The sequence below is a fragment of the Pseudomonas sp. GW821-FHT01C01 genome, assembly GCF_059422645.1.
In genome coordinates, this window is record NZ_JBWKXF010000003.1 from 42781 (window position 1) to 55809 (window position 13029).

General features: G+C 60.2%; 9 protein-coding genes. 5 read left to right on the forward strand and 4 right to left on the reverse strand.

The window, feature by feature from the left end; translation table 11 throughout:
* Positions 1 to 5 precede the first annotated feature (5 nt).
* Positions 6 to 1217: a CmpA/NrtA family ABC transporter substrate-binding protein gene (locus AC07XF_RS02830; protein WP_495025311.1), complete on the reverse strand. Its 1212-nt coding sequence runs from the start codon at positions 1215 to 1217 to the stop codon at positions 6 to 8.
* Positions 1218 to 1445: 228 nt separating this feature from the next.
* On the opposite strand from AC07XF_RS02830, the gene AC07XF_RS02835 reads away from it, so the two are divergent.
* On the forward strand, positions 1446 to 2465 hold the full coding sequence (locus tag AC07XF_RS02835) for a quinone-dependent dihydroorotate dehydrogenase (protein WP_495025312.1): 1020 nt from the start codon (positions 1446 to 1448) through the stop codon (positions 2463 to 2465).
* Positions 2466 to 2760: 295 nt separating this feature from the next.
* Here AC07XF_RS02835 and rmf read toward each other — a convergent pair whose 3' ends face one another.
* Positions 2761 to 2976 (reverse strand): ribosome modulation factor, encoded by a 216-nt coding sequence (gene rmf / locus AC07XF_RS02840; RefSeq protein WP_003223300.1) that lies wholly within the window; start codon positions 2974 to 2976, stop codon positions 2761 to 2763.
* Between the two features lie 530 nt (positions 2977 to 3506).
* Between rmf and rlmKL the strand changes: the two genes are divergently transcribed.
* Complete coding sequence (gene rlmKL, locus AC07XF_RS02845; RefSeq protein WP_495025313.1) at positions 3507 to 5777, forward strand: bifunctional 23S rRNA (guanine(2069)-N(7))-methyltransferase RlmK/23S rRNA (guanine(2445)-N(2))-methyltransferase RlmL; 2271 nt, start codon at positions 3507 to 3509, stop codon at positions 5775 to 5777.
* 202 nt (positions 5778 to 5979) lie between these two features.
* Entirely contained in the window at positions 5980 to 8379 is a 2400-nt protein-coding gene (locus AC07XF_RS02850; RefSeq protein WP_495025314.1) for a sensor domain-containing diguanylate cyclase, read from the forward strand.
* A gap of 136 nt (positions 8380 to 8515) precedes the next feature.
* Here the strand turns inward: AC07XF_RS02850 and dacB are convergent, their stop codons facing one another.
* On the reverse strand, positions 8516 to 9976 hold the full coding sequence (gene dacB / locus AC07XF_RS02855; protein ID WP_495025315.1) for a D-alanyl-D-alanine carboxypeptidase/D-alanyl-D-alanine endopeptidase: 1461 nt from the start codon (positions 9974 to 9976) through the stop codon (positions 8516 to 8518).
* A 234-nt stretch (positions 9977 to 10210) separates the two neighbouring features.
* Between dacB and AC07XF_RS02860 the strand changes: the two genes are divergently transcribed.
* On the forward strand, positions 10211 to 10555 hold the full coding sequence (locus AC07XF_RS02860; protein WP_007971486.1) for a YggL family protein: 345 nt from the start codon (positions 10211 to 10213) through the stop codon (positions 10553 to 10555).
* Between the two features lie 141 nt (positions 10556 to 10696).
* Here AC07XF_RS02860 and AC07XF_RS02865 read toward each other — a convergent pair whose 3' ends face one another.
* A complete protein-coding gene (locus AC07XF_RS02865) occupies positions 10697 to 11887 on the reverse strand; it encodes a benzoate/H(+) symporter BenE family transporter (protein WP_495025316.1) in 1191 nt (396 codons plus the stop codon).
* Between the two features lie 355 nt (positions 11888 to 12242).
* Here AC07XF_RS02865 and AC07XF_RS02870 point away from each other — a divergent pair, with 355 nt between their 5' ends.
* The gene (locus AC07XF_RS02870; RefSeq protein ID WP_495025317.1) at positions 12243 to 13007 is read left to right on the forward strand and encodes a GntR family transcriptional regulator; all 765 of its coding nucleotides are present in this window, start codon (positions 12243 to 12245) and stop codon (positions 13005 to 13007) included.
* Positions 13008 to 13029: the final 22 nt, after the last annotated feature.

Consider the following 13029-nt stretch of genomic DNA (forward strand, 5'->3'; position numbering starts at 1 on the left):
TCCTGTCAGCGGCTGGCGGATCGGTGCGAGCTGTCGCTCATGGCGTGCAGTTTGAAACTGCGGGCATAACCGGCCGGGTCCGAACCGTCCCAGATTTTGCCGTCGATCAACTGACTGCTGCGCATCTCCCCGGCTGACGAAGCGACGCCGACGGCACTGGCGGCCTCTCGATAGAGGTCCAGTTGCTGCACCTGCCGGGCCACCGCGAGATAGTCCGGGTCATCGCGCAACAAACCCCAGCGGCGGAACTGGGTCATGAACCACATGCCGTCGGACAGGTACGGCAGATTGACCTCGCCATCCCCGTGCAAGCGCAGCGCGTGCGGGTCTTGCCAGCAATGACCAAGGCCATCGGCGTATTCGCCCAGCAAGCGCGGTTCAATGCAGTCCAGTGGCGCGTCAAGGTACTGTGCGGCACTGAGCAAATGCGCGGTACTACGCCGATTCTCGGTGCTTTCTTCAATGAAGCGGCTGGCTTCCAGAATCGCCATCACCAACACCCGCGCGGTATTGGGGTATTGCTCGACGAACGCACGGGTGCAGCCGAGGACTTTTTCCGGATGATCGGGCCAGATGGTCTGGGTCGTGGCCAGGGTGAAACCGAGGTCCTGTTGCACCGCGCTGGCGGACCAGGGTTCGCCGACGCAGAACCCGTCGATACGCCCGGCTCGCAGGTGCGCGACCATTTGCGGTGGCGGCACCACTACGCTGTCGACATCCAGCAGCGGGTGAATGCCCTGGCTGGCGAGCCAGTAATACAACCACATGGCATGGGTGCCGGTTGGAAAAGTCTGGGCGAAGGTGAGTTTTGGGCGAGTTTGGTGCACGTGCCGATCCAGTGCTTCAGGAGTGCTCACCCCCAGCGCCTGCAAACCGCGGGACAGATTGATGCTCTGGCCGTTCTGATTCAGGCCCATCAACACGGCCATGTCGGTCGCCGCCACGCCGCCGATGCCCAGGTGAACGGCGTATATCAGGCCGTAGAGGCTGTGGGCTGCATCGAGTTCGCCGCTGACCAGTTTGTCTCGCAGGTTGGCCCAGGACGATTGGCGCTTGAGGTTCAGGGTCAAGCCGTGGGGTTGGGCAAAGCCCTGGGTGGCGGCGACTACCACCGAGGCGCAGTCGCTCAGGGCCATGAAGCCAAGATTGATTTCGGTTTTTTCCGGGGCATCGCTGCCATTGACCCAGGCCAGAGGGCCGGCTGATGGTTCGTTCATCGCACGTTCACCTTGCAAAAAAAACGTCGTCCCGGGTCCGTGCATGAGCAGGCCGGAGACGACGCCATTGTCTTTGCACCCATTCCGTCGCTGGCATGGGTGCTGGTACCTGGAATGGTGCAAGGCATATGCCATTAACCGTTGATTTGATCACGCGCCTCGCTTGCCACCCCGTTGCCCGGCTATAATCGCCGCCTCAATTCGCCGCCAATCGAGTCAAATCCGCCCATGTACACCCTGGCCCGTCAGCTGTTGTTCAAACTCTCCCCGGAAACCTCCCACGATCTGTCCCTGGACTTGATCGGTGCGGGCGGACGTCTTGGGCTCAACGGCTTGCTGTGCAAGGCCCCGGCGAAAAAGCCGGTTAACGTCATGGGCCTGGACTTCCCGAATCCGGTGGGGCTGGCCGCCGGTCTGGACAAGAACGGCGCGGCCATCGATGGTTTTGCCCAACTGGGTTTCGGTTTTGTCGAAATCGGCACCATCACTCCGCGTCCGCAGCCGGGCAACCCCAAGCCTCGCCTGTTCCGTTTGCCGGAAGCCGAGGCGATCATCAATCGCATGGGCTTCAACAACCTCGGCGTCGATCACCTGCTGGCCCGTGTGGCGGCGGCCAAGTACAAGGGCGTGCTGGGCATCAACATCGGCAAGAACTTCGACACCCCGGTCGAGCGTGCCGTGGACGACTACCTGATCTGCCTGGACAAGGTTTACGCCCACGCCAGCTATGTGACGGTCAATGTCAGTTCGCCGAACACACCGGGCCTGCGTAGCCTGCAATTCGGTGACTCCCTCAAGCAGTTGCTGGCCGATCTGGCCGAGCGCCGCGCGGAACTGGCATTGCGTCATGGCAAACATGTACCGCTGGCGATCAAGATCGCGCCGGACATGACTGACGAAGAAACCGCACAAGTTGCGCAAGCGCTGATCGAAACCGGAATGGATGCCGTCATCGCCACCAACACTACCCTGAGCCGCGTAGGCGTCGAAGGCATGGAGCATGGCGACGAAGCCGGTGGTTTGTCTGGCGCCCCGGTTCGCGACAAGAGCACCCACACCGTGAAAGTGCTGGCATCGGAACTGGGTGGTCGTCTGCCGATCATCGCTGCCGGCGGCATTACCGAAGGCAAGCACGCGGCGGAAAAAATCACCGCAGGTGCAAGTCTGGTGCAGATCTACTCGGGCTTCATCTACAAAGGCCCGGCGCTGATTCGTGAATCCGTAGACGCCATCGCCGCCTTGCGTTGAAGGCTGAAGGGAGCTTTTGTGGCGAGGGAGCTTGCTCCCGCTGGGCTGCGAAGCAGCCCCAAAGCACCCGCTTCAGTGAACCAAATTGATTGAGAACACCGGGTTTACGATTGCTTCGCAACCGGGCGGGAGCAAGCTCCCTCGCCACAAAAACAGGTTTTCCTTGCTTTGGAGCAGGCATAAAAAAGGGCTCCTTCAAAGGAGCCCCTGGGCCGGAGCCCGCCGTCCGGATGGGACGTGCGTGGTTAATTCAGTACAAAATCAGATTGTCGTGTCGGAGTGTTGTGCCCTGTAATTAGCCGACGGCGTGAAGTTCGTTGAGTCTGTGGATTCCCGCAGTGCCGGTCATACCGTCCCAGTTGTCGCCGCGTCCTTCTCGCCAGCCGTTGATCCAGGCTTGACGTACCGACGGTAGAGTAAAAGGGCAAAGCTCACGGGATTTGCCACCAACGCCATATTGATATCCGCGCAAAAATGCTCTTTCCAACGGATCACGCTTAAGTCTTCTCATAGGGTGCTGCCCTCGTTTGTTGACTGTATTTATCGCGTTGACCTCAATTGAGGCCTGGCAGAAAAATCTCTGCCGTTGGGGCTCGTTGCCGGCGTGACGAGCCAAGGTGTTGGCGTCATTGCGGCGCCAACCTGTATTGAGTTCTAACCAATGCGTCACATCGAGGGAATGATCGTTTTGTCATAAGGACGTAACTATTGATGTGCTAAGGCCATAAGTAACAGCGTGTTTTTCCCGTATTTATTGGCCAAACCCCGGTATGATCGGCCCTGCGCTGGATGATGGGCTTAATCCTTTAGTGAGAATGGCTCCCGTTGCCGGGATGCACTATTCGACGAAGGGTCGACTTATGACATTTTGTTGCATCAACTTTTTTATCTGCCCTTGCATCTAAGCTCATTTAACCCGGGCAGCAAGGGTGGAACGGCACACCTTCGTGCCACGCGGGCGCTCTTCGAGAAAAGTGCCTGATTGAAAACCGGACCGGCAATGCGTTGCCCGGTCACTCAGCTAAAGGTTCTGGAATTCCCATGTCCGATCGTTTCGAACTCTTCCTCACTTGCCCAAAAGGCCTTGAAGGCCTGCTCATCGAGGAAGCCGTCGGGCTTGGCCTTGAGGAAGCGCGGGAGCACACCTCTGCCGTGCGCGGCATGGCCACCATGGAAACCGCTTATCGCCTGTGCCTGTGGTCGCGTCTGGCCAACCGCGTGCTGCTGGTGCTCAAGCGTTTCCCGATGAAGGACGCCGAAGACCTGTACCACGGCGTGCTGGACATCGAGTGGGAAGACCACATGCTCAATGACGGCACCCTGGCCGTCGAATTCAGCGGCCATGGCTCGGGTATCGATAACACCCACTTCGGCGCGCTGAAGGTCAAGGATGCCATCGTCGACAAACTGCGCACCCCGCAAGGCGACCGTCCGTCCATCGACAAGCTCAACCCGGACCTGCGCATTCACCTGCGCCTGGACCGCGGCGAAGCCATTCTTTCCCTGGACCTGTCGGGCCACAGCCTGCACCAGCGTGGCTATCGCCTGCAGCAAGGCGCGGCGCCGCTCAAGGAAAACCTCGCGGCCGCCATCCTGATTCGCTCCGGCTGGCCACGTATCGCGGCCGAAGGCGGCGCTCTGGCCGACCCGATGTGCGGTGTCGGCACCTTCCTGGTGGAAGCGGCGATGATCGCTGCCGACATCGCGCCGAACCTGCGTCGCGAGCAGTGGGGCTTCACCGCCTGGCTCGGTCACGTCCCGGCGCTGTGGAAAAAACTGCACGAAGAAGCCAGCGAACGCGCGGCGGCCGGCATGGCCAAGCCACCGCTGTGGATTCGCGGCTACGAAGCCGATCCGCGGCTGATTCAGCCGGGCCGTAACAACGTCGAGCGTGCCGGCCTGAGCGAGTGGATCAAGATCTATCAGGGCGAAGTCGCGACGTTCGAACCGCGCCCGGACCAAAACCAGAAAGGCCTGGTGATCTGCAACCCTCCGTACGGCGAGCGTCTGGGCGATGAGGCGAGCCTGCTCTACCTCTACCAGAACCTCGGCGAGCGCCTGCGTCAGGCCTGCCTGAACTGGGAAGCGGCGGTGTTCACCGGCGCGCCGGACCTGGGCAAGCGCATGGGCATCCGCAGCCACAAGCAATATTCGTTCTGGAACGGCGCCTTGCCCTGCAAGCTGTTGCTGATCAAGGTACTGCCGGATCAGTTCGTCACCGGCGAGCGTCGTACTCCGGAACAGCGTCAGGTCGAGCGTGAGCAAGCCGCCTACGATCAGGCACCGAACGAACCGCAGGAACGCAAGTTCAACAAAAACGGCAACCCGATCAAACCGACGCCGGCACCGGCTCCGGTGGTCGAGCAACCGCGCCTGAGCGAAGGCGGGCAGATGTTCGCCAACCGCCTGCAAAAGAACCTCAAGGCCCTGGGCAAGTGGGTCAAGCGTGAAGGCATCGACTGCTACCGCGTGTACGATGCCGACATGCCGGAATACTCCATGGCCATCGACCTGTATCACGACTGGGTCCATGTTCAGGAGTACGCCGCGCCGAAATCCATCGATCCGGAAAAAGCTTCGGCCCGCATGTTCGATGCCCTGGCGGCGATTCCGCAGGCGTTGAACATCGACAAGAACCGTGTGGTGGTCAAGCGCCGCGAGCGTCAGAGCGGCACCAGGCAGTACGAGCGACAGGCGGCGCAGGGCAAGTTCGTCGAGGTCAATGAGGGTGGCGTGAAGCTGCTGGTGAACCTCACCGATTACCTCGACACCGGTCTGTTCCTCGACCATCGGCCAATGCGTATGCGTATCCAGAAAGAGGCGGCCGGCAAACGCTTCCTCAATCTGTTCTGCTACACCGCAACGGCCAGCGTGCATGCGGCCAAGGGCGGCGCGCGCAGCACCACCAGTGTCGACCTGTCGAAAACTTATCTGGACTGGGCGCGTCGCAACCTGTCGCTGAACGGTTTTTCCGACAAGAACCGCCTGGAGCAGGGCGATGTGATGGCGTGGCTCGAAGCCAGTCGTGACGAGTACGACCTGATCTTCATCGACCCGCCGACGTTCTCCAACTCCAAGCGCATGGAAGGCGTCTTCGACGTGCAACGTGACCAGGTGCAACTGATCGACCTGGCCATGGCGCGTCTGGCACCCGGTGGCGTGTTGTACTTCTCCAACAACTTCCGCAAGTTCGAACTGGAGGCCAATCTCGGCGAGCGTTATGCGGTCGAGGACATCACCGCGCAGACCATCGATCAGGATTTTGCCCGCAACGCCAAGATCCATCGCGCCTGGAAAATCATGGCACGTTGATGGTTGACCCCCCCTGTAGGAGCGAGCTTGCTCGCGATGGTCGATAACGATAACGCGGACATCCTGGATGTACGCGGCGCTTTCGAATCCATCGCGAGCAAGCTCGCTCCTACAGGGTGCTGGTCAAATTAGTGGCTAATAGCTATAACTCAACGCATGGCCAAAGGGTTTATCCGCACCTGGCGTTTTGAGTTTGCGTTTTATGTCGTTGCACGCCGTGCGCCCAAAGATCCTGGGTTTTATTCGTGAAGATGTCTCGGCCTGGCTGGTCGCGCTGCTGGTGTTGCTTGTCGGTGGCGTGCTCACCGGGTTGCTGGCGTGGTCGACGCTGAATCTGTTTCACCATCAATTGCGGCAACGTTTCCAACTGCTGGCCAGTGAACGTTACAGCCGTATCGAAGAGCGTTTCGAAGATCAGGAGCAGCGCCTCGATGGCCTGCGCCGGTTTTTCGCCAATTCCGATTCGGTTTCCCGAGCGGAATTCGATGGTTACACCCAGCCTTTGCTGCTGCGAACTCAGGCTTATTCCTATGCCGAACGGGTCACTCGTGACCAGCGGGCGGCGTTCGAGCATCGAGTGCGTGACGAAGGCTTGAGCAACTTCACCCTGAGAGAGCTCAACGCCGCCGGCCAACTGCAACTGGCCGGCGAGCGAGATGAGTACGTCGTGGTGCTGTATAGCCAGACTCAAAGCAAACTCGGTTCTCCCCTCGGTTACGACTTGCTGGCCCAGCCCTTGCGTCGTGCCACGCTTGATCGTGCCGATCAGCATGGCGGCATGGCAGTGTCGCAACCGATGCATCTGGTGAGCATCGAGCCGGCCTATGCGCGAGGCGTGCTGCTGGTCGCGCCGGTCATGCAGCGCAACAGTCAGAACCGCACCGCAACGAAGCCCTACGGTTATGTGATGGCCGTGATCAGCATGCGCCAGTTGCTGGCGGACGGACTGCCGGAAGCGAGTCGCGACTATCTCTCGGTGCGCATCCTCGATTTGTCTACCGACGACCAGCACGAAGTGTTGTTCGAGTCGCCCAACCCGCCGGCCATCAGCGAGTTGTCCGCCACTCGCCTGTTGCGCATGGCCGACCATGACTATCAAGTCGATATCCAGCCCAGCGACGCATTCTTGCAGGCCAACCATTCCTCGGTGACCAGCCTGGTGGTGTTGGGTGGATTGCTCAGTGTGTTGCTCAGTGCCTTGCTGTATGTGTTGGTCAGTCAGCGTCAGCGCGCGCTGAAACTGGTCGAGCAACGCACCCGGGAGTTGCGCGATCGGGAACAGGAACTGCGCGGTACCCATGGTCAGTTGCGTGGCGTGCTGAATGCCGCCACCCAGGTCGCGATCATCGCCACCGACCTGCGCGGCGTCATCAGTACCTTCAACGCCGGCGCCGAGCAGATGCTTGGCTACACCAGCGCCGAAGTGGTCGGCCACATGACGCTGGAGAACCTGCACCTGCCCCGGGAACTGGTCGCTCGCTCGGCGGAGTTGAGCGCACGCTATGGCAAACCGGTGCCGACCTGTCACGCGATGCTGGTCGAAAGCGACGTGGAAGGCGGGCACGAGGCGCGGGAGTGGACGTTGGTGCGCGGCGATGGCAGCCATTTGATGGTCAACATGCTCGCCACGCCAGTGCTCGACGAGCAAGGCCTGTGGGTCGGGCACCTGGCAGTGTGCATCGACATCACCGAACGCAAACGGGTCCACGAAGCGCTCGCTGCGCGGGACCTGCTGTTGAAGAAACTCAGCGCCCATGTGCCCGGCGGCATCTACCAGTTCAAGATGGAGTTCGACGGGCGTTTCAGCGTGATCTACGCCAGCGACGGGATTCGCGAGATCTACGAGCTTGAACCCGACGTGCTGCTGCTCAATGCCGAAGCGATTTTCACCCGGATTCACCCTCAGGACTCTGCCCGTGTCCGCGCCTCGATCCGTGCTTCGGCCGACACCCTCAGCCCCTGGCGCGAGGAGTACCGCGTGCAACTGCCACAACGTGGTTTGCGTTGGGTGCGCGGCGAAGCCACACCGGAGGAACTGCCAGGGGGCGGCGTGCTGTGGCACGGCTACATCTCGGACATTTCCGATATGAAGCGGGTGGAGGAAGAGTTGCGCGCGTTGTCGGTCACCGATGCGCTGACCGGTATCCACAACCGGCGTTATTTCCAGGAGCGCCTGACCACCGAAATGGCCCGGGTGGAGCGCGGCGGTGGGGATCTGTCGGTGATCATGCTCGATATTGACCATTTCAAGCGCATCAATGACCTGCACGGCCACGCCATCGGTGATCGGGTGTTGCAGGCCGTGTGTGAACGGATTGGCCACCGGCTGCGCCGCACCGATGTGTTCTGCCGTTTGGGCGGTGAGGAATTCATGGTGCTGTGCCCGGATATCAGCGGCGAACACGCCTATGTATTGGCCTTGCAATTGTGGCAAGGCTTGCGCAGTTCACCCATAGAAGGTGTCGGTACGGTCACCGCCAGTTTCGGGATTGCCAGTTGGCGGGCCGGGGAGGGCGCCGATGCCTTGCTGTTGCGCGCGGATTCGGGGGTTTACGCGGCGAAGCAGGCAGGAAGGGATCGGGTTGAGGCGGAAATGAATTAACCCGGGCCGTACGCTGACCCTGTAGGAGCGAGCTTGCTCGCGATGGTCGATAACGATAACGCGGACATACTGGATGTACGCGGCGCTCTGGAATCCTTCGCGAGCAAGCTCGCTCCTACAAGGGGCAATGCAGTGCTTACAACACCGAAGCCGTCTGCGGCAGTTTCTGTTGGCGGTACAGGTCCAGCAGCACCTGATCGAGCACCGAAGAGGCGCCGAACGGGGCCTTGTCGTTGAGGATCGCCACCACTGCCCAGGTGTTGCCGTTGATATCGCGACTGAAACCGGCAATCGCCCGCACGGTGTTCAAGGTGCCGGTCTTGACGTGGGCTTCGCCGCGCATCGCAGTGGTCTTCAGGCGTTTGCGCATGGTGCCGTCGGTGCCGGCAATCGGCATCGAACTGATGTACTCGGCGGCATACGGGCTGTGCCACGCCGCTTCGAGCATCGAGGCCATTTCCCGGGCGCTGACGCGCTCGGCACGGGACAGGCCGGAGCCGTTCTCCATCACCAGATGCGGCGCGGTGATGCCCTTTTTCGCCAGCCACTGGCGCACGACACGCTGGGCAGCCTTGGCGTCGTCACCATCGGCATCGGTGCGAAAGCGTTGACCGAGGCTCAGGAACAACTGCTGGGCCATGGTGTTGTTACTGTACTTGTTGATGTCGCGGATGATTTCCGCCAGGTCCGGGGAAAACGCCCGGGCCAGGACCTTGGCGTCTTTCGGTGTTGGCGCCAGTACATCCTTGCCCTGAATGCTGCCGCCCAGTTCTTTCCAGATCGCGCGAACGGCACCGGCGGTGTAGGTTGCGTGGTCGAGCAGCGACAGGTAAGTCTGCGAGCTGCAGCCTTCACCCAATTGACCGCCGACCGTCACGGTCACGCTGCCATCGGCTTGCGCCACCGGGTTGTAACGCACGCCGCCGGTGCATTGCTTGGAATTGAGGGTTTTGACCTGATTGTCGATGCGGATGCTCGCAATCGGTGGCTCCACCGAGACCAGCACCTTGCCCGAGTCATTGCGCGCGACGAAGCGCAGCGCCTTGAGGTTGACCAGCAGCGAGTCGGGTTTGACCAGGAACGGTTTGTTCTCGTCGTTGCCGTCGTCATTGAACTCCGGCAGTTGCGGTTGCATGAAGAAGGTTTTATCCAGCACCAGGTCGCCAGTGACCTGAGTGACACCGTTGGCACGCAGGTCGCGCATCAACAGCCAGAGTTTTTCCATGTTCAGCTTCGGATCGCCGCCACCCTTGAGGTAGAGGTTGCCGTTGAGAATGCCGCCACTGAGGGTGCCGTCGGTGTAGAACTCGGTTTTCCACTGGTGGTTCGGGCCGAGCATTTCCAGTGCCGCGTAGGTGGTGACCAGTTTCATGGTCGACGCCGGGTTGACCGACACGTCTGCGTTGAACACCGTCGGGGTGCCGGGGCCGGTGAGCGGGATCATCACCAGCGACAGGGCATTGTCCTGCAACTTGCTGGCTTTCAGGGCTTTTTCAACGTTGGGCGACAACGCAGTATTGATCGGAGCAGCGGAAACGGAGAGGGCCAGGGGGAGAAGAAAACCGGCCAACAGCAATGGACGCAAAGATTTGATCATCTGAAATAAAACCCTACAGTCGAGGGGAAAAAAGACGAGGGCATGGAGATAAATTCCCTCAATGGTCATGAAAGTGTCGGCATTATGCCCCAAGGTGCCACGACTTGTGCCGTGCGCTGGCCGTCTAATCGGCTATTTTTTTACCGGCGGTAGGCGTCGTGGACCAGAGAGTCAGGCAATCGGCGGCTTAAACTGCTAAAGTGCCGCCCGTTATTACTTAAGAGGATTGTTCCAATGGCGACTAACCGTTCCCAGCGTCTGCGCAAAAAACTGTGCGTCGATGAATTTCAAGAGCTGGGTTTCGAACTGAACCTGGATTTCAAAGAAGATTTGGCTGATGAAGCCATTGATGCTTTCCTCGACGCGTTCCTCAAAGAAGCCATGGAAGCCAACGGTCTGGGTTATGTTGGCGGCGACGACTACGGTCTGGTTTGCCTGCAGAAGCGTGGCTCGGTCAGCGCTGAACAGCGCGCTGCCGTTGAAGCCTGGCTCAAAGGCCGCACCGAGCTGACCAGTGTTGAAGTCAGCCCGCTGCTGGACGTCTGGTACCCGGAAAAGCCGATCAATCCGGTAGCTTGATGTTCTGAAAAAAAACGGCGACCCAAGGGTCGCCGTTTTTTTTGCGAAGATCAAAAGATCGCAGCCTCGTTTCACTCGACAGCTGCTACATGGATTGCATTGCCCTGTAGCAGCTGTCGAGTGAAACGAGGCTGCGAGCTTTTAGCTTTTACGCCAGTTCAGAATCACCATCGTTAGAACCCCCGCCACAATTCCCCAGAACGCCGAACCGATGGAAAACAGCGTCAGCCCCGATGCCGTGACCATGAAGGTAATCAGTGCTGCTTCACGTTCCTTCACTTCGCTCATGGCGATGCTCAAGCCGTTGATGATTGAGCCGAACAGCGCCAGCGCAGCAATCGACAGCACCAGTTCCTTGGGCAGCGCGGCGAACAATGCCGCGAGCGTCGCGCCGAATACACCGGCGATCCCGTAGAAAATTCCGCACCAGACGGCGGCGGTGTAGCGCTTGTTACGATCCTCGTGGGCATGCGGCCCGGTGCAGATCGCCGCGCTGATCGCCGCCAGATTGATCCCGTGGGAGCCGAACGGTGCCAGCAGCAAACTGGCGATGCCGGTGGTGGTGATCAGCGGTGAGGCCGGCACCGTGTAGCCATCAGCGCGCAATACGGCGATGCCGGGCATGTTTTGTGATGTCATGGCGACGACAAACAGCGGGATACCGATGCTGATGGTCGCCGCCAGGGAGAAGTGCGGCGTGGTCCAGACCGGCGTAGCCACTTCAAGGTGAAAACCGCTGAAGTCCAGCAGCCCCATGAACCCTGACAATGCCGTGCCGATCAGCAATGCAGCCAACACCGCATAGCGCGGCGACAGGCGCTTGACCACCAGGTAAGTGACAAACATCCCCAGTACCAGGGCAGTGCGGTGTTGCGCAGCAACGAAAATCTCGCTGCCGATCTTGAACAGGATCCCGGCCAGCAAGGCGGCGGCCAAGGATGCCGGAATCTTTTTCATCAGCCGTTCGAAGCTGCCGGTCAGCCCGCAAATCGTCACCAGCACCGCGCAGGTAATATAGGCACCAATGGCTTCGCCGTAGCTCACACCGCCCAGGCTGGTGATCAGCAGTGCGGCGCCGGGGGTCGACCAGGCAATGGTGATCGGCGTGCGATAGCGCAGGGACAGGCCAATGGAGCACACCGCCATGCCGATCGAGATCGCCCAGATCCACGACGAAATCTGCCCGCTGCTCAGGCCCGCCGCTTGCCCGGCCTGAAACATCAGCACCAGGGAACTGGTGTAGCCGGTCATCATGGCGATGAACCCGGCGACGATAGCCGAGGGCGAGGTGTCGGCCAAAGGGCGGAGCTGCGCGTGCGTGGCGTCGTTCATGACGGTGGTGTTCCTTATACGGATGAAGATGTCCGCAGCAACGCAGAGCCCTGTGGGAGCGGGCTTGCTCGCGAAAGCGGTTTGTCAGTCACATCGATGTTGGATGTGCTGCCGTCTTCGCGAGCAAGCCCGCTCCCACAGGGATCGCGTTAAAAAGGCGGATTCTGTGAACAAGCCTAAACTCAAAAGTAGCCAGACGTTGCGATACAGCCGAGGCGACTTTCAGCCGTACAGTCGTGTTGCCACCATCCATTGTGTACAATCGCGGTGTTTTTTACGCGATACTTGCCAGCGACCCACTGTGCCGTATTACAGTCACCGTCAATTCGCCGCAGTTTTTCCGACTCGAGTGCCCATGAACGAACAGTTGCAACCCCTAAAGAAACAACCGCGAGCAGGCAAAGCCGGCCGTAGCGGTACTCAGGACGATATTGTCTACGCGCATATCTTCGAGGCCATCCTCGAGCAGCGTCTGGCGCCCGGCACCAAGTTGAGCGAAGAAGCGCTGGGGGAAATTTTCGGGGTCAGCCGCACCATCATTCGCCGCGCCTTGTCGCGCCTGGCCCATGAAGGCGTGGTGCTGCTGCGTCCGAATCGCGGCGCCGTGGTTGCCAGTCCGAGCGTTGAAGAGGCACGTCAAGTGTTCCTGGCCCGGCGCCTGGTGGAACGAGCCATCACGGAACTCGCTGTCGTGCACGCCACTGCCGAGCAAATTGCCGAATTGCGGCAGATGGTCAACGACGAGCGCGACAGCTTCTCCCGTGGCGATCGCGGTGCCGGCATCCGCCTGTCGGGTGAATTCCACCTGAAACTGGCCGAAGCGGCGAAGAACGCACCGCTGATCAGCTTCCAGCGCAGCCTGGTGTCGCAGACTTCGCTGATCATCGCCCAGTACGAAAGCGGCAACCGTTCCCATTGCTCCTACGACGAGCACACCCAACTGATCGATGCCATCGAGGCGCGGAACGGTGAGTTGGCAGTGAACTTGATGATGCACCACATGGATCACATCGACAGCAAACTCAACCTCGACGAGGAAAGTGCTTCGGATGATCTGCATGCAGTGTTCTCGCATTTGCTGCAGACCAAGAAGCCTGGGCGTTCGACTGCCAAGCTTTAATTTAGGACGCGAGTCGTGTCCT

Excerpts from the sequence above, each read along its gene's own strand:
- AC07XF_RS02830 (WP_495025311.1), bottom strand. The coding sequence starts at position 1,217 with ATGAACGAACCATCAGCCGGCCCTCTGGCCTGGGTCAATGGCAGCGAT.
- AC07XF_RS02835 (WP_495025312.1), top strand. The coding sequence starts at position 1,446 with ATGTACACCCTGGCCCGTCAGCTGTTGTTCAAACTCTCCCCGGAAACC.
- rmf (WP_003223300.1), bottom strand. The coding sequence starts at position 2,976 with ATGAGAAGACTTAAGCGTGATCCGTTGGAAAGAGCATTTTTGCGCGGA.
- rlmKL (WP_495025313.1), top strand. The coding sequence starts at position 3,507 with ATGTCCGATCGTTTCGAACTCTTCCTCACTTGCCCAAAAGGCCTTGAA.
- AC07XF_RS02850 (WP_495025314.1), top strand. The coding sequence starts at position 5,980 with ATGTCGTTGCACGCCGTGCGCCCAAAGATCCTGGGTTTTATTCGTGAA.
- dacB (WP_495025315.1), bottom strand. The coding sequence starts at position 9,976 with ATGATCAAATCTTTGCGTCCATTGCTGTTGGCCGGTTTTCTTCTCCCC.
- AC07XF_RS02860 (WP_007971486.1), top strand. The coding sequence starts at position 10,211 with ATGGCGACTAACCGTTCCCAGCGTCTGCGCAAAAAACTGTGCGTCGAT.
- AC07XF_RS02865 (WP_495025316.1), bottom strand. The coding sequence starts at position 11,887 with ATGAACGACGCCACGCACGCGCAGCTCCGCCCTTTGGCCGACACCTCG.
- AC07XF_RS02870 (WP_495025317.1), top strand. The coding sequence starts at position 12,243 with ATGAACGAACAGTTGCAACCCCTAAAGAAACAACCGCGAGCAGGCAAA.